Origin of the sequence: Pseudoalteromonas sp. S1609 (assembly GCF_005887255.1) — a bacterium.
Lineage (GTDB): Bacteria > Pseudomonadota > Gammaproteobacteria > Enterobacterales > Alteromonadaceae > Pseudoalteromonas.
This window is the reverse complement of record NZ_PNDJ01000007.1, coordinates 53,307-74,822: the sequence shown is the minus strand read 5'-3', so window position 1 is coordinate 74,822 and position 21,516 is coordinate 53,307. Positions and strand designations below refer to the sequence as shown.

21 protein-coding genes are annotated in these 21,516 nt (G+C 41.4%); all 21 read right to left on the bottom strand.

Annotation, left to right across the window (positions count from 1 at the left end):
- Positions 1 to 25: 25 nt before the first annotated feature.
- The 21 genes from CWB76_RS02860 to fliF all read right to left on the bottom strand — a co-directional run bounded on the left by CWB76_RS02860 (position 26) and on the right by fliF (position 21,498).
- On the bottom strand, positions 26 to 2,272 hold the full coding sequence (locus CWB76_RS02860; protein ID WP_138605309.1) for a chemotaxis protein CheA: 2,247 nt from the start codon (positions 2,270 to 2,272) through the stop codon (positions 26 to 28).
- A 14-nt stretch (positions 2,273 to 2,286) separates the two neighbouring features.
- Complete coding sequence (locus CWB76_RS02855) at positions 2,287 to 3,060, bottom strand: protein phosphatase CheZ (RefSeq protein WP_138605308.1); 774 nt, start codon at positions 3,058 to 3,060, stop codon at positions 2,287 to 2,289.
- A 16-nt stretch (positions 3,061 to 3,076) separates the two neighbouring features.
- Positions 3,077 to 3,460, bottom strand: a complete 384-nt coding sequence (gene cheY, locus CWB76_RS02850; RefSeq protein ID WP_138605307.1) for a chemotaxis response regulator CheY — start codon at positions 3,458 to 3,460, stop codon at positions 3,077 to 3,079.
- A 40-nt stretch (positions 3,461 to 3,500) separates the two neighbouring features.
- Positions 3,501 to 4,211 carry an RNA polymerase sigma factor FliA gene (locus CWB76_RS02845; protein WP_138605376.1) on the bottom strand — a complete coding sequence of 237 codons (711 nt, stop codon included), beginning with the start codon at positions 4,209 to 4,211 and terminating at the stop codon, positions 3,501 to 3,503.
- A 26-nt stretch (positions 4,212 to 4,237) separates the two neighbouring features.
- Positions 4,238 to 5,098, bottom strand: coding sequence for a MinD/ParA family ATP-binding protein (locus CWB76_RS02840; protein WP_138605306.1), 861 nt, complete (start codon positions 5,096 to 5,098; stop codon positions 4,238 to 4,240).
- Complete coding sequence (gene flhF, locus CWB76_RS02835) at positions 5,091 to 6,578, bottom strand: flagellar biosynthesis GTPase FlhF (protein WP_138605305.1); 1,488 nt, start codon at positions 6,576 to 6,578, stop codon at positions 5,091 to 5,093. Before flhF ends, CWB76_RS02840 begins: the two co-directional genes overlap by 8 nt.
- Positions 6,579 to 6,599: 21 nt before the next feature.
- Positions 6,600 to 8,708, bottom strand: a complete 2,109-nt coding sequence (gene flhA / locus CWB76_RS02830) for a flagellar biosynthesis protein FlhA (RefSeq protein WP_054201717.1) — start codon at positions 8,706 to 8,708, stop codon at positions 6,600 to 6,602.
- A 71-nt stretch (positions 8,709 to 8,779) separates the two neighbouring features.
- Entirely contained in the window at positions 8,780 to 9,910 is a 1,131-nt protein-coding gene (gene flhB, locus CWB76_RS02825; RefSeq protein WP_010387924.1) for a flagellar biosynthesis protein FlhB, read from the bottom strand.
- Between the two features lie 9 nt (positions 9,911 to 9,919).
- Positions 9,920 to 10,699 (bottom strand): flagellar biosynthetic protein FliR, encoded by a 780-nt coding sequence (fliR, locus tag CWB76_RS02820; protein ID WP_010387923.1) that lies wholly within the window; start codon positions 10,697 to 10,699, stop codon positions 9,920 to 9,922.
- A gap of 2 nt (positions 10,700 to 10,701) precedes the next feature.
- On the bottom strand, positions 10,702 to 10,971 hold the full coding sequence (locus CWB76_RS02815) for a flagellar biosynthetic protein FliQ (protein WP_010387922.1): 270 nt from the start codon (positions 10,969 to 10,971) through the stop codon (positions 10,702 to 10,704).
- Between the two features lie 41 nt (positions 10,972 to 11,012).
- Positions 11,013 to 11,753: a flagellar type III secretion system pore protein FliP gene (gene fliP, locus CWB76_RS02810; RefSeq protein ID WP_138605304.1), complete on the bottom strand. Its 741-nt coding sequence runs from the start codon at positions 11,751 to 11,753 to the stop codon at positions 11,013 to 11,015.
- Between the two features lie 4 nt (positions 11,754 to 11,757).
- On the bottom strand, positions 11,758 to 12,141 hold the full coding sequence (gene fliO / locus CWB76_RS02805) for a flagellar biosynthetic protein FliO (protein WP_010387917.1): 384 nt from the start codon (positions 12,139 to 12,141) through the stop codon (positions 11,758 to 11,760).
- Positions 12,138 to 12,539, bottom strand: coding sequence for a flagellar motor switch protein FliN (gene fliN / locus CWB76_RS02800; RefSeq protein WP_010387913.1), 402 nt, complete (start codon positions 12,537 to 12,539; stop codon positions 12,138 to 12,140). The genes fliO and fliN overlap by 4 nt, the downstream gene beginning before the upstream one ends.
- A gap of 20 nt (positions 12,540 to 12,559) precedes the next feature.
- Positions 12,560 to 13,651 (bottom strand): flagellar motor switch protein FliM, encoded by a 1,092-nt coding sequence (fliM, locus tag CWB76_RS02795; RefSeq protein ID WP_010387912.1) that lies wholly within the window; start codon positions 13,649 to 13,651, stop codon positions 12,560 to 12,562.
- Positions 13,652 to 13,660: 9 nt separating this feature from the next.
- Positions 13,661 to 14,188, bottom strand: coding sequence for a flagellar basal body-associated protein FliL (gene fliL, locus CWB76_RS02790; protein ID WP_138605303.1), 528 nt, complete (start codon positions 14,186 to 14,188; stop codon positions 13,661 to 13,663).
- Between the two features lie 57 nt (positions 14,189 to 14,245).
- Positions 14,246 to 16,057: a flagellar hook-length control protein FliK gene (locus CWB76_RS02785; protein ID WP_138605302.1), complete on the bottom strand. Its 1,812-nt coding sequence runs from the start codon at positions 16,055 to 16,057 to the stop codon at positions 14,246 to 14,248.
- Positions 16,058 to 16,144: 87 nt separating this feature from the next.
- Positions 16,145 to 16,591 (bottom strand): flagellar export protein FliJ, encoded by a 447-nt coding sequence (gene fliJ, locus CWB76_RS02780; protein ID WP_010387909.1) that lies wholly within the window; start codon positions 16,589 to 16,591, stop codon positions 16,145 to 16,147.
- A complete protein-coding gene (gene fliI, locus CWB76_RS02775; RefSeq protein ID WP_138605301.1) occupies positions 16,591 to 17,925 on the bottom strand; it encodes a flagellar protein export ATPase FliI in 1,335 nt (444 codons plus the stop codon). Before fliI ends, fliJ begins: the two co-directional genes overlap by 1 nt.
- A 17-nt stretch (positions 17,926 to 17,942) precedes the next feature.
- Positions 17,943 to 18,746, bottom strand: coding sequence for a flagellar assembly protein FliH (gene fliH, locus CWB76_RS02770; RefSeq protein ID WP_055013207.1), 804 nt, complete (start codon positions 18,744 to 18,746; stop codon positions 17,943 to 17,945).
- 3 nt (positions 18,747 to 18,749) lie between these two features.
- Entirely contained in the window at positions 18,750 to 19,790 is a 1,041-nt protein-coding gene (fliG, locus tag CWB76_RS02765) for a flagellar motor switch protein FliG (RefSeq protein ID WP_010387902.1), read from the bottom strand.
- Positions 19,783 to 21,498, bottom strand: a complete 1,716-nt coding sequence (gene fliF, locus CWB76_RS02760) for a flagellar basal-body MS-ring/collar protein FliF (protein WP_054201723.1) — start codon at positions 21,496 to 21,498, stop codon at positions 19,783 to 19,785. The genes fliG and fliF overlap by 8 nt, the downstream gene beginning before the upstream one ends.
- Positions 21,499 to 21,516: the final 18 nt, after the last annotated feature.

Genomic DNA, 21,516 nt, shown 5'->3' with positions numbered 1-21,516 from the left:
GCATAAAATGTATGCCTACTTTTAATTATCCAGCGTAATGCTTTAACATATTTGGCACATCTAGGATCAGTGCAATACCACCATCAGAGGTGATTGTTGCACCTGCCATACCTGGCGTACCTTGAAGTAATGCGTCTAGAGGCTTAATTACCACTTCTTCTTGACCAATGAGCGAGTCAACAACAAAACCCACTTTTTGAGTTCCTATTTGCACAATAACCACATGACCTTGTGCTTTTCGATGACCTCTATCGGCGCCTTTAATGAGCCAATGTTCAAGGTAGAAAAGTGGAATTGATTTTTTACGAACAATTATAGTTAGCTGGCCATCAACCACATTAGTTTTTGTTAAATCTAAATGGAATATTTCACTCACACCCGCCAGCGGCAACGCAAAGGTTTGTTCGCCAACTATTACCATTAAGGTAGGCAGTATCGCTAGAGTAAGTGGCACTTTAATTTCTAAAGTAGTACCAACACCCATTTCTGATTTGATATTCACCGAGCCATTGAGTTGAGTGATTTTTGTTTTAACCACATCCATACCAACACCACGGCCGGAAATATCTGAGATCTCTTCTTTAGTTGAAAAACCAGGTGCAAAAATAAGATTATACGCTTCAGTATCAGAAAGACGACTCGCTTGGTCGTGATCAAGCACCCCTTTACTAATCGCAATCTTTTTAAGCTTTTCAGCATCCATACCGGCACCATCATCTTGGATGGTAAGTAGAATATGATCGCCTTGTTGAGAAGCTGATAAGGTCACAGTACCCGTTCTAGGTTTACCCGATGCTTCACGAACATCTGGCATTTCAATACCATGATCCACTGAGTTGCGCACTAAATGCACCAATGGATCTGCCAATGCTTCTACTAAGTTTTTGTCTAAATCAGTGTCTTCACCAACTAGTAATAAATTAATATCTTTTTGTAGCGTTCGTGCTAAATCTCGAACTACACGTGGAAAACGGCCAAACACTTTTTTGATTGGCTGCATTCGCGTTTGCATTACCGCACCTTGGATATCAGCAGTCACTACATCTAAATTAGAAATAGCTTTGCCCATAGCCTCGCTGTCAGAGTTTGTTGCCAGACTCACCAAACGGTTTCGCACAAGTACCAGCTCGCCTACCATATTCATTATTTGGTCTAAACGTTTGGTGTCAACACGAACCGTTGTTTCTGCCGGTGGAGGCGCTGCTTTTTTAGGCGGCGCGGCCTTGGCTGGCTGTGGAGCAGGCGCCGGCTTAGCAGGCTCTGCTTTTGGTACCGGTTTCGGTTCAGGTTTTGGTACAGGTTTCGGTGTAGCAGCAGGTGCAGACTTGTTTGCGGCTACGGGCTCAGGTTTACTTGCCGGAGCCGATGCTTCTATAGCTTTAGGTGCACCTTTGCCATGTAATTCATCTAGCAAAGCTTCAAATTCATCGTCACTTATTTCATCATCGCCCGCGCTTGAGTCACTATTTTGTGAATCTACTACAGGAGCTGATGGTGCTTGCTGTGGTGTACTTGCAGTGCTTTGAGTAACTTCGCCAAAACTACCAACACCATGAAGCTCATCTAATAAGCTATCAAATTCATCATCTGTAATATCGCCATTTACATCACTGTCGCTTGATGGGGATTGTTTTTCTTGCGTGGACTGGCCTTTACCATGAAGCTCATCAAGAAGACTTTCGAACTCATCTTCAGTTATTTCATCAATCTGAGAGTCTGAGCTACTACTATCTGGGCCGCTAAATAATTCATCAAATGCGAATGGGTCTTCTTCAGAATCATTGCTAGGTTGTTCTACAGCGGCCTCAGGTTCTACTGATGGGGTTTCAACAGAGGCTGTATCTTCTTCAACTACAGCATCGCCGGCTAGCTCTTCTGCCGTCGGTGGTTGTCCAAGCTTATGAAGGACTGCAAGTAACTCTGGATCAGCAGGTTCTGGCTGGTCACGATTTTTAATTGTGGCAAACATTTCATTAATGGTGTCGAGCGCTTGTAAAATTACATCCATTAATTCAGAGTTAACTGTTCTTACACCTTGGCGCAATAAATCAAACACGTTTTCAGCACCATGACATGCATCAACAAGCTCTGTCATTGCCAAAAAGCCGGCGCCACCTTTTACAGTGTGGAAACCACGAAATATTGCGTTTAGTAGTTCAGTATCATCTGGGTTGTTTTCCAGTTCTACTAACTGTTCAGATAAAAGCTCAAGGATTTCTCCGGCCTCTACTAAAAAGTCTTGTAAAATATCTTCATCGACTTCAAAGCTCATGCAGTACTCTCCTATTAGAAGCCCAAACTTGATAATAGATCATCAACTTCATCTTGATCAGATACAACATCATTACGCGATTCTTTATCAATAATAGGCCCTTCAGGGCCTGCTAGTGTTTGTGCAACAATGGAATCTTCTGTTTCTTCTGGTTGTTCGGTCTGTTGTGTTGGCTCAACCTCACCTTGTGCTGCAAATGCAGTTAACAAGTGGATCAAGCTTTCTTCAACTTCACGCACAAGTTCAATAACACGACGAATAACCTGACCAGTTAAATCTTGATAGTCTTGAGCCATCAATACATTGGTCATCAACATCTGCAACTCATCAGTTTTATGATGAGAGCTGTTCATAAACTTATCAATACTATGACAAAGTGACTTAAACTCACCAAGCTCAATTTCCCGGCTCATTAACCGATCCCACGTTGGCTTGATATCAGAAATTTCGTCAGCAATTTCTTGCGCTAAAGGTAAGCTAGCTTCAACTGCATCCATTGTTTTATTGGCTGCATTCTCAGTCATTTCCATGACATAGTTGAGGCGTTTCTTAGCATCAGGGATGGCATCAGTGGTAATGTCTGTTAAGCGCGTATCTAACTCGAAACTCTTTAAAGCTTCATGTAATTGACGCGTTAACTTACCTACCTCAGCAAATAACTGTGATTGCTCTTGTGAAGCCGTTTCTAAAATTAACTGATTCGCTTTATCTTGCTCACCATTTTCTAAAAAAACAACCAACTGGCGAGCTTGTTCTAAAGTAATCTGAGGCGCAGCAGGTGCTGACATAAGCCTCTCCCTCTCATTAACCTAAGCGTTCGAACACTTTTTCTAATTTAGTCTTCAATGTACCTGCAGTAAATGGTTTAACAATATAACCATTAACACCTGCTTGGGCCGCAGCTACTATTTGTTCTTTTTTAGCTTCTGCTGTAACCATTAAAACAGGAATATGCTTTAATTTGTCATCAGCTCGAATTGCCCTCAAAAGATCAATACCTTGCATGCCTGGCATATTCCAATCTGTTACAACAAAATCAAATACTTGATTTTGCAACATAGGTAAAGCAGTTGACCCATCATCCGCTTCTTGAACATTGGTAAAACCTAAATCGCGCAACAGGTTTTTAATAATACGTCTCATTGTTGAAAAATCATCAACAACAAGAATTTTAATGTTTTTATCCAAAACATCCTCCAGTGAGGCCTGAACCTTTATTTACTTACTTCTAGTTTATCCAGTCATTGATTTTTGCTTTAAGCTTAATCATCGCCTGACCATGTATCTGACTTACACGCGACTCACTAACATCGAGTATATGCCCAATTTCTTTTAAATTCATTTCATCGTTATAGTACAAAGAAAGCACCATTGCATCTTTTTCCGGTAACGACTTTATCGCATTGAGTAAAGACTCATTAAACCGTTCATTTTTAACATTATTGAAAGGTTTGTCTAGTGCTAAATCTTGGCCATGAGGTGTAATCACATCATCGTCAATACCAAGGTCCTCAATGCCCAAAACTTTGCTTACATTGACATCATTTAAAATATGATGGTACTCATTTAACGAAATTTCAAGTTTTTCAGCCACTTCACTATCTTTAGGTTCACGATTTAAACTGTTTTCAAGCGCGACTATCGTCTCTGCTACTAGTCTACTTTTTCTGTGAACTGAACGTGGAACCCAATCACCTCGTCGCATTTCATCTATCATTGCACCACGAATACGAATACCCGCAAAGGTTTCAAAACTCGCGCCTTTACTGGCATCGAAGTTTTTTGAAGCCTCTATTAAGCCAATCATACCTGATTGAATTAAATCATCTAGTTGCACACTGGCCGGTAAACGAGCAATTAAATGGCATGCCACTTTTTTGACTAATGAGGCATGCTTTTCAACAATCATATTTAAATTCTGTGCTGACTGATATCCCATAGCTCTATTCACCGGTATTGTCATCGTTAGTTACTAACTAGCTTCTCAATAAAAAACTCTAAATGACCCGAGGCTTGACTAGGTGTTTGCCACTTAGTAATTTTTGTCGCCAGTGTTTTAAAAGCAATCGCAGCAGGAGACCCTGGAAAAACTTCAACTATCACTTTTTGGCGACGCGTTGATTTGCGCATATTCTCATCATAAGGAACTGTTGCAACCAACTCCATGGTTATATCTAAAAATCGGTCGGTTACTTTTGATAGTTTAGCAAATAATTCCTGCCCTTCACGTAAGCTACGCACCATGTTGGCAACAATTTTAAATTTGATTACGCCGTGTTCACGGCTCAGTACTTTAATTAGTGCATAAGCATCAGTAATTGAGGTTGGCTCATCACATACCACCACAACCACATCTTGTGCGGCGCGAGAAAAGCTCAATACCATGTCAGAAATACCCGCTGCGGTATCCACAATTAAAATATCAAAATCGGTGTTAAGCTCGCTAAATGCACGGATAAGTCCGGCGTGCTCTGAAGGAGATAGCTCAACCATGCTTTGCGATCCCGATGTTGCAGGTACTATTTTTATGCCTGCGGGGCCTTCAACTAAAATATCTTCGAGTTCACATTCACCTGATAAAACATGAGACAAATTGCGCTCTACACGCAGTCCAAGCATAACATCACAATTAGCTAACCCTAAATCAGCATCTAATACCAGCACACGCTTGCCTTGTTGGCCTAACGCGATTGCCGTGTTAAGGGATACGTTTGTTTTACCCACTCCACCTTTGCCGCCGGTGACAGCGATAACTTTTACGCCGTTATTATTATTGTTGCTCATTTTGCGAAGGCCGCTTGCTTGATCTAAAACTGTGTTAATCATACATCTCTACTGTGTTCGACGCCACTGATTGGTGTCTTGATTGTTGTGCTTTTATTCTTTTTAAATACAATTGCTCAGCTTTTTTTACTAGTTTTTCAGCATTTGCCACTCTGATATCTTCTGGTACTCGCTGACCATTAGTAAGATACCCTATTGGGAGACGATTTTGAATCGCAATACTAATAATCTCACCTAAACTCAATGACTCATCTAACTTAGTAAAAATACATCCACTAAGCTGTACTTTTTTAAAGTGCCTTACTGTCTCTTGTAATACATTGATTTGCGCTGTAGCACTTAATACTAAATAACTACGTATATCCACACGTTGATTACGCATTAAGGTATTAAGCTGCTCAGTTAAGCGTAAATCTCGCTGACTCATTCCTGCTGTATCAATTAAGACTAGACGTTTATTTCGTAAATGGTATAAAACTTCTGCTAATTCATTTGCATCTTTAACTTGTTTTACGCCACAGCCAATAATTCGACCGTAAGTTGCTAGCTGCTCATACGCACCAATACGGTAGGTATCAGTGGTAATAAGCGCGACTTTATCAGCACCATACTTTTGCGCACCTAATGCAGCTAATTTTGCAACTGTGGTGGTTTTACCTACCCCTGTTGGGCCGACTAGAGCATAAACACCACCTTGGCGAAGAATTTCGTTGTTAGTGGTTTGCATTTGATCTTCAACCATATTCAATAAGGCTTTCCAACCTTGTTGGCGAGATACATCATCAGGTACAAAGCATGCCATCTGCTCAGCAACGTCTTTATCTATTCCCATACCCACTAAACGGTCAATCATGCATGCACGGGTTGGATCGCGACGTGCCATATCTTGTTGCATTAAACCTGACACTTGATGTTCTAGTAATTGACGAATTGCGTTCATTTCTTCGCGCATGGTGCTTATATCACTTGACTCGTTTTGCATCGTTTGCTGACGCGGTGCACTCGGTGAGTCTAAATCGTCAAAACCACTGTCTAAATCATCAAAACCTAAGCTATCAGCTTGAGTACGAGGACGTGCAGGCGCACTTTGTTCACGTTCAAACATATTTTTAGGTCGAGATTGCACAGCTTCTTGTTCTTGATAATGGCCAGAAGTATCAATACCTGATTGTGAAAACATTGACGCAAGCTCTGCTGAACGAGGACGGGGAGATTGACGTTCTAATAAAGCTTGTAAACTGTCTGCCACCTTTGCTTGTGGCTTAGGTTGAGCACGCTGTGGCTCTGGTTTTACAAAGTTATGTGAGCTCTGGGTATGTGCAAATGAAGCACTTGCAGCTGGTTGGCTTTGAGGTTGCTCTGGCGCTTTTGTCGCGGCTTTGTCGTAATCAACAGCAGCAACAATTTCAACGCCATTAGCTAGTTTCTTATTTGACATAATAACCGCATCAACACCAAGCTCTTCTTTTACTTCTTTTAGTGCGGTGCGCATGTCTTTAGCAAAAAAACGTTTAATTTTCATAATTCAAACCCCTTTAAAATCTTATTGTTGGCCTACAGAGCTGACAATCTTGATCTGTCTTTCATCTGGTATCTCTTGATAAGACATCACTCGCAATCCTGGAATGGTGTATTTAACAAATCGAGATAACACAGTGCGTAACATTCCTGACGTTAGCAATATTGAAGGTTCACCGGCCATTTCTTGATTTTGATGTGCTTCATTCAATGATGTTTGAAGTCTATCAGCAAGTCCTGGTTCTATTCCGGCACCTTCATCACCTGCATTTTGAAGTGACTGATGCAACATCTGTTCCAACTCAGGCGCCAAGGTTATGACAGGGATTTCAGAAGACATACCAACAGCATCTTGAACGATTAATCTACGCAACGATATTCTCACTGCAGCCGTTAATACATCAGGGTCTTGGCTACGAGGGCCATACTCAACAAGGGTTTGAACAATCGAACGCATATCTCGTATTGCTACCCCTTCATTTAATAAGTTTTGTAGTACTTTAACGATGGTGGTCAGCGGTAATACATCCGGTACCAGCCCTTCAACTAAGCGAGGGTGGCTTTTACCTAACATATCTAATAAGTTTTGTACTTCTTCGTGGCCAAGCAATAATGCGGCGCTATTTGTGAGTAACTGGCTAATATGAGTGGCCACAACGGTTGCTGAATCAACTACGGTATAACCTAAAGATTGCGCTTCATCTTTTTGATCTGGTTTTATCCATACCGCATCTAAACCAAATGCAGGGTCTGTAGTTTCAATGCCTTTGAGCGGGCCAAACACTTGGCCAGGATTAATTGCCAGTTCATCGCCGTGTTTAAGCTCACCCTCACCACTTGATACACCCATCATGGTGATGCGATACGCATTTGGGTCGAGCTCAAGATTATCGCGGATATGCACTGGCGGCACTAAAAAACCTAGCTCTTGAGATAGTTTTTTACGCACCCCTTTAATACGGTTTAATAGCTCGCCACCTTGTGATTGGTCTACTAAAGGAATTAACCGGTAACCCACTTCTAAGCCAATAACATCAACTTGCTGTACATCATCCCAACCCAGTTCTTTTTGTTCTTGTTTAGCCGCAATTCCGGTACCTGAGGCTGCATTTTCAGCTTCTTCGGCTTCAGCAGCTGCTAATTTAAGTTTGTTTTGCTGCGTGTAGTATGCAAGGTAACCTAAAAGCGCCCCTAAACTTAAAAATGCAATATGCGGCATACCTGGGACTAAACCCATAGTAATGAGGATACCAGAGGCAATAAATAACGATTTTTCGTTTCCTAGCTGCTGCTTAAACTGATCGCCCATATTGTGCGATTCATTTTGACGCGTTACAACAATCGCAGTACCAATTGAAAGTAGTAATGAAGGTAATTGCGCTACTAAGCCATCACCAATGGTCAATAGTGTATACACTTCCATGGCACGGGAAAAACTCAAATCATGTTGGATCATACCAACAAATAAACCACCTACAATATTAATCACTAAAATAACGATACCCGCGATAGCATCGCCTTTTACAAATTTACTAGCACCATCCATAGAACCATAAAAGTCGGCTTCACGGGTTACTTCATCACGACGTTCTCTGGCTTGCTCTGCACTAATAAAGCCAGCATTCATATCTGCATCAATCGCCATTTGCTTACCCGGCATAGCATCAAGGGTAAAACGTGCTGACACTTCAGAAATACGCCCTGCACCTTTGGTAATTACCACAAAGTTTATGATAATTAGAATCAAAAATACCACTAAACCCACGGCGTAGTTACCACCAATCACCACCGAGCCAAATGCTTCAATTACCTTACCAGCAGCATCACCACCATTATGACCCTCAAGTAGTACCACCCGAGTACTGGCTACATTAAGTGCTAAACGCATGATCGTGGCGATTAACAACACAGCTGGAAACATACCAAATTCAAGCGGCTTCATGGTATATACGGTGACCAGTAATACTACTAATGCAAGCGCGATATTAAACGAAAATAATATATCAAGCAGAAATGGAGGCAGGGGTAAAATAACCATGCCAAGCGCAGCTAAGACTAAAAGCGGTGTACCAACGCCCTTTGCATATTCTTTTTTATCTTTATTAAGTTGTTGTAATACCGCTTTAAATTCCATAACTCTACAATTTCAAAAAATTGACACTACGCTGAAATTGCAATAACTATTCCAAGTTAGTTGGTTAGCGGTTAATACTTAAATTCATCAGGGATTGGCAGCTTTTTATTAAGCGCGACAGGGCGTTTTCCACGGCCTTTTTTAAACCGTTTAAGTTGAAATACATAGGCAAGCACTTGAGCAACAGCAGTAAATAGCTGATCGGGAATTTGATCCCCTACTTCAGCAGTATGATAAAGCGCTCGCGTTAAAGTAGGCGACTCAACAATGGGTACTTCATTACCCAAAGCAATTTTACGAATTTGCATAGCGAGTTCGTCAACACCTTTGGCTAGTACAATAGGCGCTCCAGCTCGCTCTGTGTCGTATTTTAAAGCCACTGAGTAATGAGTAGGGTTGGTAACAATAACATCGGCATCGGGAACATCCTGCATCATTCTCTTTTGCGACATTTGACGTTGGGTTTGCCTGATACGCGCTTTGATTTGCGGATCACCCTCAGAGTTTTTATATTCATCTTTTACTTCTTGCATCGTCATTTTAAGCTGTTTGTTATGGCTATAACTTTGAAATGGCGCATCAATAGCTGCAATAATAATTAAGGTGCAAGATAACCCTAAAAACATCCAGGCTAATATTTCCAAAGCATGCACGATATTGCCTGGCGCACTTTCTATACTTAAATGTAATATTTCATCAAAATAAACATTAATTAAAAAGATAGCGAAAGTTGCCACTAGGCCAAACTTTAATAATGATTTAAGTAGTTCAATAGCCGCTTGCGGGCCAAACATCCGAGTAAAACCTTTCATTGGCGACATTTTACTGGCTTTGGGCGCAGCTGCCTGCCAGCTAAAATTAAAGCCGCCAAGCATGGTGTTACCAATAAACGCAGCGAGTACAATAATAAGTACAAACATCGACATAGGAAATAACAGTACGTCGGCCACCTCCCCCCACACCGCAAACATTTTTGTGGTGTCGTAGGTTTCATTGCGATTAAGACTAAGCATTCTGCCCATAATTCGGTACAAGCCTTTGCCAATTTCAGGGCCGTACATTAATAGAGAAATAGCAGAAAAAATAAGTACAAACATAGTACCTAGCTCTTTAGAGCGCGCTATTTGGCCTTTCTTTTTGGCATCATCAACTTTTTTGGGCGTGGGTTCTTCGGTTTTTTCTTGTCCTGAATCTTCAGCCATTACGCTCTCCTAAGGGGAACAACCAACTAGAGTACACATTAGCTCAACCATTTTTAGCCATTGGAACTCAAACTGAGTGATAAAGTTACCGAGGGTAGCCCAAATAATAACGAGCCCAGCCACTAAGGTAAACGGAAAGCCTATAGAGAAGATATTTAACTGTGGGGCAGCACGGGTCATGATGCCAAATGACATATTAATTACAAGCATGGCCGTTAATGGCGCTAACGAAAGCACTAGTGCAGTGGTAAACATCCAACCACCCCATGTCACTATGTCCCAATAATGATCAACCGCCCACCAATTACCATCAATTGGCAATACCTGAAAACTATGTACCACCATTTGAATCATCATTAAATGGCCATTAAATACAAAAAATAACAAGGTAGCTAAAATGAGGTAGAACTGCCCTACAGCAGGCACACTCATTCCATTTGAGGGGTCAACAACAGACGCAAAACCTAAACCAGTTTGCATAGCAAGGATTTGCCCGGCTAACACAAATGTATTGAGCAGTAGTGTGGATGCAAAACCAATCGCAACGCCAATCAGCATTTGTTGTAGCACCACTAAAACCATTTCAAAAGAAAATAAATTAGTAAATGTAGCTGGAGGTAAAACAGGCACAACTAAAAATGTGACTACAACAGCTAAGCCCATTTTAATTCGAGAAGGGACGTTTTTGGCGCCAATACCCGCCATTATCATGATCATTGAGCTAATACGCACCAAGGGCAGTAAAAAATCACTTAACCATTGAATAACAACGGAAAATGGGAACTCCATCGTTAACCTGCTATTTCGGGTATAAGAAGCACTAAGCGATTAAAAAAATCCATCAGCTCTTGAGTAAACCAATGTCCACCCACTATTAACGCACTGATAGTAATTAATAGACGCGGTAAAAAGCTCAGTGTTTGTTCGTTAATCGAGGTTGCCGCCTGAAATACTGCCACTACTAAACCAATAATTAAACCAGGTACCACAATAGCAGACACCAGCTTAATCACTAAAAATAGGGCTCCACTTAAAATATCAACAAATACTTCAGGTTCCATGGGCGACTCCTAGAGTGATTGGTTCAAAGTAGAAAGCACCACTATGTGCCCAACCCAAAGCTTTTAGCGAGCGTACCCATCACCAAGCTCCAACCATCAACCAATACAAACAACATAATCTTAAACGGTAGCGATACTATCATGGGGGATAGCATCATCATACCCATGGCCATCAACACCGATGCAACCACCAAATCGACAATCAAAAAGGGGATGAAGAACATAAAACCGATAATAAAGGCCGTTTGTAGCTCACTGGTCACAAACGCCGGAATAAGAACAATCATTGGCGTTGCTTCGGGTGAATCAAGCTGATCGTACCCAGCTATTTTTGCAAAGGTTTCTAAGTCTTTTAATCGTACTTGAGAAAGCATAAAAGCTTTCATTGGCTCTTTAGCTAAATCGAGTGCTTCTAGTGATGTTACCTGTTCACTTAAGTACGGTTCGATTGCACGTTCGTTTATTTGCTCATAAATAGGCGCCGTAATAAAAATACTTAAAAACAGCGACATACCAAGTAATACTTGATTAGAAGGCGTTTGTTGTAAACCAATCGCTTGGCGCAAAATAGCTAAAACAACAATAATTCGAGTGAACGAGGTCATCATGATAATGGCTGCTGGAATAAAGCTCATAGCCGTCATGATCGCTAACACTTGTAGCGTCACTGAATAGTCTTGCGTGCCATCTGCATTACTTGTGATCGTAAGCGCGTCAATTCCTTCTGCATTAACACCAGGAATAAACACGATGGCAAGAATAATAAGCAGCCATTTGGTCATAATATTAATTCTTTTTATTTTGATTAAGTTGTGGATTTAACATTTTGCCAAAACGCTTCGCTAATTCTGGTAACTCTTTCTCTGTTAGGGGGGTTTCTAGTTTGTGTAAATAATTAATGCTATGTGGAGTTACACCTAATAGATGCTGTGCATTATCTATCTCAACTACCATCAAACGCTCGCGTGAGCCTAAAGGGAGGCTGCGAATCACTTTAAACTCATCGTTATTGGTTAAATTTGGATTAAGCTTTTTAACAAAAAAAGCCAACACTAAAATTAACACTACCACCACACCTAACGACATAACCATTGAAATAATGTCTGTGGTGGGTGTTGCAGCATCGGTAGCTGCAAACACAGAATTGCTTAAACCAAGTAATGCTATCATCGTAACTTTTTGATCCGTTCAACCTGACTAATTACATCCGTTAAGCGAATACCAAACTTATCGTTCACCACAACCACTTCACCATGTGCTATCAACGTACCATTAACTAATACATCTAGCGGTTCACCTGCAACCCTATCAAGTTCAACAACTGAACCTTGGTTAAGTTGTAATAAGTTACGAATATTAATTTTAGAACGCCCTACTTCCATCGAAATAGTAACGGGAATATCTAAAATAGTGTCGAGTTTACGTTTTTCTTCACCGCTGAGCTCATGCTTTGAATCATCCAGCTCATCAAGCTCGGTTACTTTAACCTCTGCACTATCATCGTCAGTTCCCTCAGCCTCAGCAAGTGCTGCTGCCCATTCGTCCATCGTATCTTGATCATCGCTCATACTTTTAACCTTTTAATCAATTACCAGTCTAAGTCTACACCGTTTGAAAGGTGTAAATCATCTTCTAGTTCTGCTAATTCTGCATCTGAATCAATTTTTTTGCCGCCTTTAGTAAAGACATGCAGCTCAGATTTAACTGAATCAGGGCGTTTAATTTTTTCACTAATTTGTAGCGCAACGTTATCACGTGAGCGACCCATTTTAGCTCTAAATGTTGGTAACTCTTCAACAAACACAGTAATATGCTCTGGCATTTCAACAGGAATAATATCCCCCGCCTTAAGCTCCATAATTTGTTTTAAGCTTAAATCAACTTCAAGTAGCTGAGTCGACAAATCGACTTCTACATCCATTATTTCGTCGCGAAGTGCCTTGCTCCAACGTAAATCGGTATCTTCAGTATCAGACTGAACACCTGCATCCAATAGCTCTCGTATAGGTTCGAGCATTGAATAAGGCAGCGCAATATGAAAGTCACCACCGCCGCCATCAAGCTCAATATGAAAAGAGCTAATAACCACCACTTCGGTTGGGCTAACAATGTTAGCCATGGCGGGATTCACCTCAGAATCGAGATACTCAAACGACACATCCATAACCGGCGCCCATGCTTCTTTGTAATCTTCAAAGATTATTTTTAGCAGCATTTGCACGATACGGCGCTCTGTTGGGGTAAATTCACGCCCTTCAATTTTGGCATGATAACGACCATCGCCACCAAAAAAATTATCTACCAGTATAAAGACTAAACGCGCCTCCATGGTAATTAGGCCAGTGCCTTTTAGTGGGCGAAAACGCACCATATTCAAACTGGTTGGTACAAATAAGGTGTGAATATACTCACCAAATTTGATCATTTGCACGCCATTAATTGACACCTCAGCGGTGCGGCGCATCATGTTAAATAAGCTAATTCGCATATGACGCGCAAATCGCTCATTAACAATTTCAAGTGTCGGCATGCGACCACGCACGATGCGATCTTGCGAAGAGAAGTCATACTGTAGCGTACTTCCCTCACCGTCTTCACCGTCGTGTATATCTTCCTCTTCGACCTCATCAACACCGTGTAATAGCGCATCAATTTCGTCTTGGGATAATAAATCGCTCACACTGACCCCTTATTGCATCACAAAGCCGGTAAACAGTACCCGCTCAATTACTTTACTTCCTTCCACATCCATCATTGCAGCTTGTACTTTATCAAGCGCAGTAAAGCGCAGTGTTTCTTTGCCTACACTGGTGCTTAGTTCATCTGCGGTAGTCATTGAAAATACACTCAATAGCGTACCTTCAATCAGTGGAATATGCTTTTTAGCAGTTTCTTCATTGCCATCTCCGCGCACCAGCAATTGCACTTTAATTTGTACAATTCTATCGCGACTCGCCCCTGGAACATTAAATATAAAAGGTCTTGGCATAGCAACATATAGCGCACTGCCGACCGTTGCCGAGGAGCTTGATGATTCTGCGGCTACTTCACCACTGGCGGCATCATCTGTTAAAGTTTCTACGGGCTCATCATCACCCGATAGTAAAAAGTAACCAGCTGCACCGCCAACAATAACTAATACAGCGGCTATAATTATAATGAGTTTGCTTTTATTTTTACTGACTTCTTCTATTTCTAAATTAGTATCTTCAGCCATTGTATTTCCTTTATTCGCAAAGGTATTTGCTTGTTTTAACTATTATAATAGCAGGACTTAGGCATAGTAATCTATTGATGATGACGTTTGTTGTCCAGAACTATGTGTTTGCTTATCTGGTTGCTCACTATTTGTCTCATCTGAAGAGCTATTATTAGCCATTTGACCTTGTGGCTGACTTTCTTGTTGCTCGTTTTGTTCTGGAGATGAACCACCATAAGAAATGCTGCTTTCACCTAGTTCTAAACCCTGTTGCATTAATAATTCTCTAAGCCTAGGTAATGATTGCTCCAGCGCTTCTTTGGCTTGCTGATTTTGCACTACAAAGTTTATTTGTGCTTGCTCCGCATCACTTCGAATACGAATTTGCATACTGCCCATTTCAGGTGGATCTAAACGAATTTCAGCTTCTTTGTTATTAATGCTTAACATTGAAGTAACGCGCTCTTGTAGCATTTTTGCGGCATCACTTTTAATAATATTTAATGCCTGTAAGGTGGCAGGATCAATGCTCACCTGTTTAGCTTGCGCAGTGCTTTGTAACTGCCCAGCCTGTAAACTTTGCGCTTCAATAATAGCTTGCTCGTAGCCTAAAGTATCGTATTTAGCGATAGTATTAAGCGACGATTTATCGAATATATTAATGATTTGAGAAAAAATCTGTGCAGCACGCGGTGGCATTTGTTCTGCGTTAGTGGCGCGCATACTCTCTTTTTGTAGTACATCAAGCTGTTTAGTAAGCTCCTCAGGCGTTTCGGCTATCGATTTAGAGCTTTCTGATTTTAGCTCAGGTTTTACATTAGCCGACTCTGTACCTTGTTGTGTTTTAGGTGTAACGCCTGCTATCAACGTATTATTAGCAAACAACGGCTTATCTTTGGCACTAGACAAAGTGTCTGCGTTGATAGCAGTTTCTAAATCACTGATAACCCCTTTTAATAAGGTAAGTTCTTTAGTAGGTATAGGCTCGCTTTTAATGTATCCCTGCAACTGATTAAGCAATGCCTGTTTTTCTGGGGTCGTTAGCGTACTTATTTGTGCATTAATGGCTTGTTGAGGAGTTTGCGGTTTCTCGCTTTCGCTAACATACTTACTGAGTAACTGCTTTAAATCCGCTACATTGTCTTTATTAATAGGTTTGCTCATCGCATCAAGCTCAGTAGCAAGTTCACCTTGTTGAGCAGGCGTTAAATTTGCTAAGAGTTTATCAGCTTTTATTGCATTATCATCTTTTGACAACAGCGCTAAAACAGAGGCGTCTATCGATGCTTTAGTACCTGTAAAATCAGTCGGCTTATCTGATGGTTTTGCAACCGCTTGCTCATTTTTAACCGTCTCAGATTCTCCGGCTGTGGCAGCTGTCGCTATCGATTTAGTTCCAAGCTGTGGAGACTCAACAGCAGTTTTGCTCGCTGATGCAGCACCTGCAACATTTTGTGCTTGTAAAATAGCTGCATCATCAACAATTTCATCACTTGGCAAATTAATAACAATAGGTGCAAGCTTATCTTCAGGCTTAATGTTTATTTTGACACCATTTTTGTCTATTAACTCTGCGCCGCCATGAGAGTTATTTTTTACTGAGGTGTCGATTACCTGTGCCGCATTAATTTGCGCCAGCATATCCTCACCGCTCAAAGGCTTCTCTTCGCTAGTTTGCTCTTTTGGATCGGATGGTTCATCTGATGGTTGTTTTTTTGGCGCCTTAACCTCTGCATTTTGTGTATCAGAAGCTTGGTTAGCAAGTGCTAGTTGGTCAAAAAAGCCAGCATCATTACTGCTATCTAATTTTACTTTATCACTGTCTTTATTAACTAGGTATGAGTCTTGCTCAGATACCGCCAACATTGAAATATCATTCATCGCCATAAATCACCTAATAAAAGCGGCAACAGCCCACCGCACAATCCTAAAAAACATTGCTCTTATAGAACATAAGCAATTAGTATGCCTACCTTACAGTGCTTTATTTCTTTGATAAAATTGATTAGAAGAAAACTCATCTAACATTTTTTGTTCATTCTTAGCCACCAGCATATCCGCTTTTAACTGTTGCTTTTCAATTAGCTTAGCAACCGCTTTCGCTTTAACTTGTTGTTTTAACCATAACGTTTTACGCTGGCTCACGACTTGTTTTGCAGTATTAACGGTACTCGCTTGTTGGCGAGTCGCCTCTTCAATCTTAGCTATGAATGCGTGATACTGGCTAAACCCGGCACTTGATAAGCCCGACTGCCCTTTAATATGAAGTTGCTGAGTATATTCAAGTCGAAAGTCATTTAAGCCTTGAAGCTTTTGCTGATTTAGCTGCAAGTTTTGATTTGCTTGCAAGTAGCTCATGCGTAATGTTTCTTCTTTTTCATTTTCAAGCTTAAGCAGCAAATGTAGTTTATTTTTTGCCATTATGCTTGTCCTAATAATTGTGCGAGCCCTTGTAGGCCATCATCATAACTAATCACGTCACGCATGCCTTGCTGTAAAAATGCGTTCACTCTTGGCATCATGTTTATTGCCTGATCAAGCATTTGGTCACTGCCTTTTTGATAAGCACCCAAGGTGATCATATCTTTGTTCTGTTGATACATAGAATATACTTGTTTAAGTACCCGAGCTTGCTGCATATGTGGCTCTGAAACCACTTGTGGCATCACTCGAGAAATAGACTTTTCTATATCAATAGCAGGGTAATGACCGCTGTCGGCTAAATCACGCGATAAAACAATATGCCCATCAAGTATGGCACGTGCGGCATCGGCTATCGGGTCTTGCATGTCATCACCTTCACTCAGTACAGTAAAAAAGGCGGTAATAGAGCCTTGTCCTTCTCCGCCATTACCAGCACGTTCCACTAATGCGGGTAATTTAGCAAATACTGAAGGCGGATAACCTTTGGTTGCAGGAGGCTCACCAACAGCCAGTGCTATTTCACGCTGTGCCATGGCATAACGCGTTACCGAGTCAAGCAGTAACAATACGTTTAGCCCTTGATCTCGAAAGTACTCTGCAATGGTGACTGCACTCTCACAGCCCTTTAATCGCATTAATGGCGAAGCATCAGCAGGCGCTGCCACAACAACTGAGCGTTTACGTCCTTCAACACCCAGTATTTCTTCAATAAATTCTTTTACTTCTCGGCCACGCTCACCGACTAAACCCACTACAATTACATCGGCTTCACTGCCTCGAGTCATCATGCCCAATAGTACAGATTTACCCACACCGGAGCCTGCAAATAAGCCCATACGCTGACCTTGGCCTACGGTAATTACTGAGTTAATAGCGCGTACTCCCACATCCATGGGTTTACTAATGGGGCGTCTTGCCAGTGGGTTTATTGCGTTTTGAGCGAATTTAAGTGTGTGTTCTGCGTTTATTTTCCCTAGCCCATCTAAAGGTCGCCCTAAACCGTCGACAACTCGGCCAAGTAAACTCATACCAACAGGTAAACCAGTGTTATTAACTTGAGGAATAACTCGGGCACCAGGAAGTACACCTGAGATATGATCATTGGGCATTAAATATAAGGTTTGATCATTAAAACCAACAATCTCGGCATCAACAAAGCCGCTCATGGTTTCAATTTTACATTGGCTGCCTACTGGAGCTCGCAGGCCTTTTGCTTCAAGTGTTAAACCAACCACACGGGTTAAAACACCCGCAACCGCAGGGGCAGGGGTTTTAATATGTTGTTGGTATTGAGATAAGCGTTCGCTTAATGAAGTATCGCTCACAGACATTGCACGCCAATAAAAAGTTAGATACCACTATTATGCAAAAAACTATCCAATGTTTCTTTGACACGAGTTTTCAAGGTCATATCTAAAGACGATAGTGTTGTCTTAACTTCACAACCGCCGCGCTCCAATGTAGGCTCTGGAATTAACTGCCAATGATTATCTTCAATAGCTTGCTCGCCATAACTGGTTTTTATAAGTGTTAGGTCTTCTGGGTGAAGATGAATTTTAACTTTCTGTTGCTCTGCATTCAATGCATCAATGCTTTTTTTCAAGGTATGTAAGATAATATCAGGCGAAGTTTTTATCTCTTGATAAATGATTGCTTCACTGAGCATAGTAGCTAACTGGACTAACTGCTTTTCTGCTTGCTCATCCACTTTTTTAAGTGGATCAGATAAACTATCTAACAAGCTGCGTAAGTGAGTTAACTGTTCATCCATCAAAGGTTTAACCTCTTCTTGACCTTGGGTTTTACCCAGCTCAACACCTTCTTTGTAACCAGCTTCTTTTCCCTCAGTTACGCCTTTATCAAAACCATCTATATAGCCTTGCTCGTGTCCTTGCTTAAGACCTTCCTCATACGCATCTTGGCGAATGCGCTCAAGCTCCACCATAGTAAGAGAAGGTAATTCTTGTTCTTCGGGCTCTTCATCTTGCTCTTTGGCCATTTCTTTATGGTATAGCTCTGCCAATGGCGTACCAAAAGCGGTCGAACGATTGCCAAAACTTCGCTCATCTGGCGCAACATCTGGAATTGGCCAATTTTTTAATAGCTCATCAGCTTCATCAGCGTGTAACGGGCGACCTTTTGAGTTACTCATAAATTATAAGAACTCCTCACCACCGCCACCACCAAGCATAATTTCACCTGAATCTGATAGACGACGAGCTGTTGACAGTATTTCTTTTTGTGCTGCTTCTACTTCACTAATACGCACTGGTGCCATAGCTTCTAAGTCATCAGCAAGCATTTCTGCTGCACGTTTTGACATGTTACCCAAAATCTTCTCTTTAAGCGCTTCGTCAGTGCCTTTAATGGCTTTCATCAGAACATCTTGAGGCACTTCACGTAAAATTGCTTGAATACCTCGATCCTCTACATCCATTAAGTTTTCGAAGACAAACATTAAGTCTTGAATTTGTTGCGACATTTCTTCGTCATGCTCACGGATAGAATCCATTAACTGCCCTTCAACATTGGTATCGAGGTAGTTCATAATATCTGCAGCCGCTTTTAAGCCACCCATCTTCGCAGCTTGTGCACCCGCTTGACCAGCGAATTGTTTTTCCATAATTTCGTTTAATTCTTGTAAAGCCGCTGGTTGAACTTCTTCTAAATTGGCAATACGCATGGTTAAATCTAAGCGCACTTTTTCAGGAAATTGCGCTAAAATCTCAGCAGATTGTTCCGGCTCTAAATAAGAAAGCACAATTGTTTGAATTTGTGGATGCTCATTACGAATAATATTCGCTACCTGCTTTGAGTCCATCCATTTTAATGAATCAAGCCCTTTGGCGCCTGAGCCCATAACAATTTGGTCTATCAAGCTGGCAGCTTTATCTTCACCTAATGCAGCAGTAAGTGCTTTTTTGATAAAATCTTCAGACTGAAAACCTATCGTACTAAAGCTTTGAATTTGTTCGATAAACAAGTTGTGCACTGCGCTGATTTTAGCTTGCGACAAATCATCGATTGCCGCCATGGCCATACCTACCTTTTGCACTTGCTTTGGCTCTAAGTGCTTTAGGATTTGCGCTGCATCTTCTTCAGATAAACTTAGCAATAATATCGCCGCTTTATCTACACCATCGAGCTTATCAACATCAAACGCCGGTGGTAGTTGTTTTTGTTCTTGATCAGTCATCTTCTGTTAACCACGCTTTCACTACTTGTGATGATAGTTCTGGTTCATTGGCTACAAGGGCACGAACCGCTTTCAATAAGTCTTCGTCGCCATGTAGGTCTGGTAACTGTAGTGTACCATCGCTTGAGAAGCCAACTGAAGCAGAATCAAAGTCATTATTTAGCATATCTAATGTGCTGTCACCAAGATCAACACCTGAACTAAGAGAGTCTTCATCATATTCTTCAAGTGTATTATCTGGGTAAATTAATCGCTTAAGCATAGGCTTAACTACAGCTAAAATCAGTACAATAATAACCAGCGCACCCAATACTAAGCGCATCATTTTCATAAACCAGTCTTGCTCCCATAAAGGCAATTCGAAATCAAGCGCTGAGTCTTCACGAACAAATGGCACGGTCACTACTTCAAGTGCATCGCCACGTTGCATATCAAAGCCTACGCCACCTTGTAACAAGCGACGAATATTTGACAAAGCTTCTACCGAGCGTGGTGTCATGGTTGTTTCACCGTTTTCACCTACCGTGGGTAAGTAATCGACCGCTACAGACACACTAATTCTGCGGATCACACCCGTTTGCTGACGTTTATGAGAAATAGTGGTATCAAGTTCATAGTTACGGGTAGCTTCTTTGTGAGTACGACTTGGTGAGGTTGCAGTGCCTGCACCGCCAGCCATTGCATCTTCAGGTATCGTTGAGTTAACCGGAGGCTGATTAGTAAGTGCACCAGGAATACCTACCGCTAAACCACCGATATTATTTTCTTCGAAAGTGGTTTCACTTCTTACTGCCGGTAAATCTGGGTTGTAACGTTTTTGTGTTTCTTCTACTGCACTAAAGTCCATGCTTAAATCTACTTGGGCGGTGTAATTACCCAAACCAACGACGGGAATTAAAATGCTGTCAATTTTTTCTAGGTATTCTTGCTCACGTTTACGCTCTAGGTCGTATTCTTTACGAGAGCGTGCAGCCAAAGAGGTTTGCGAACCTGAATTTAGTAAGCGACCGTTTTGATCGGTCACCGTTACGCGAGAAGGCTCAAGGCCTTGCACCGCTGAAGCAATCATATCAACTACTGAGTCAACTTCTTCGCTATCTAATGAGCGACCACGCTTAAGCGTTAGTACTACTGTTGCTGAGGGTTTTTTCTCTCGACGAGCAAATACATTTTCTTTTGGAATAGCTAATAGTACTTTGGCGCGAGTAACGTTGTTTAGCTCTTCAATAGTACGGGCAAGCTGTTGCTCGCGACCATGTTTAAGGCGCTCACGTTCTAAACGTTGGCTTACTCCAAACCCCATGTCTTGCATAATAATATCGCTACCTGATGTTGGCCCTTGATCTAAACCTTCACGTGTCATCAGTAACTTAATATTTTGATACTCGGTTTCATCAACCGACACCACATTACCATCAAGTTCATAGTCAATTTTTTGCGCATCTAAAAAGTCGAGTGTTTCAATTAACTCTTGAGTTTGCATTTTACCTAATGGGCGCATATCTGGCTGACGAGCCCAGATAATCACGAAGATAGCAATAGCCAAACAAATGGCCAATGCAACAATCAGGGTAATTTGACGTAAAACATCAACACCACCTAGGGCGCTGAAATAGCCCGATTTTTGCTCTTGTTGATCTTCAGTTTCACTTTGCTCCATCATGCCATCAGCAAGTGCCAGATCTGTTGATTGATTAGATTGCGCCACAATAATTCTCCACTACCT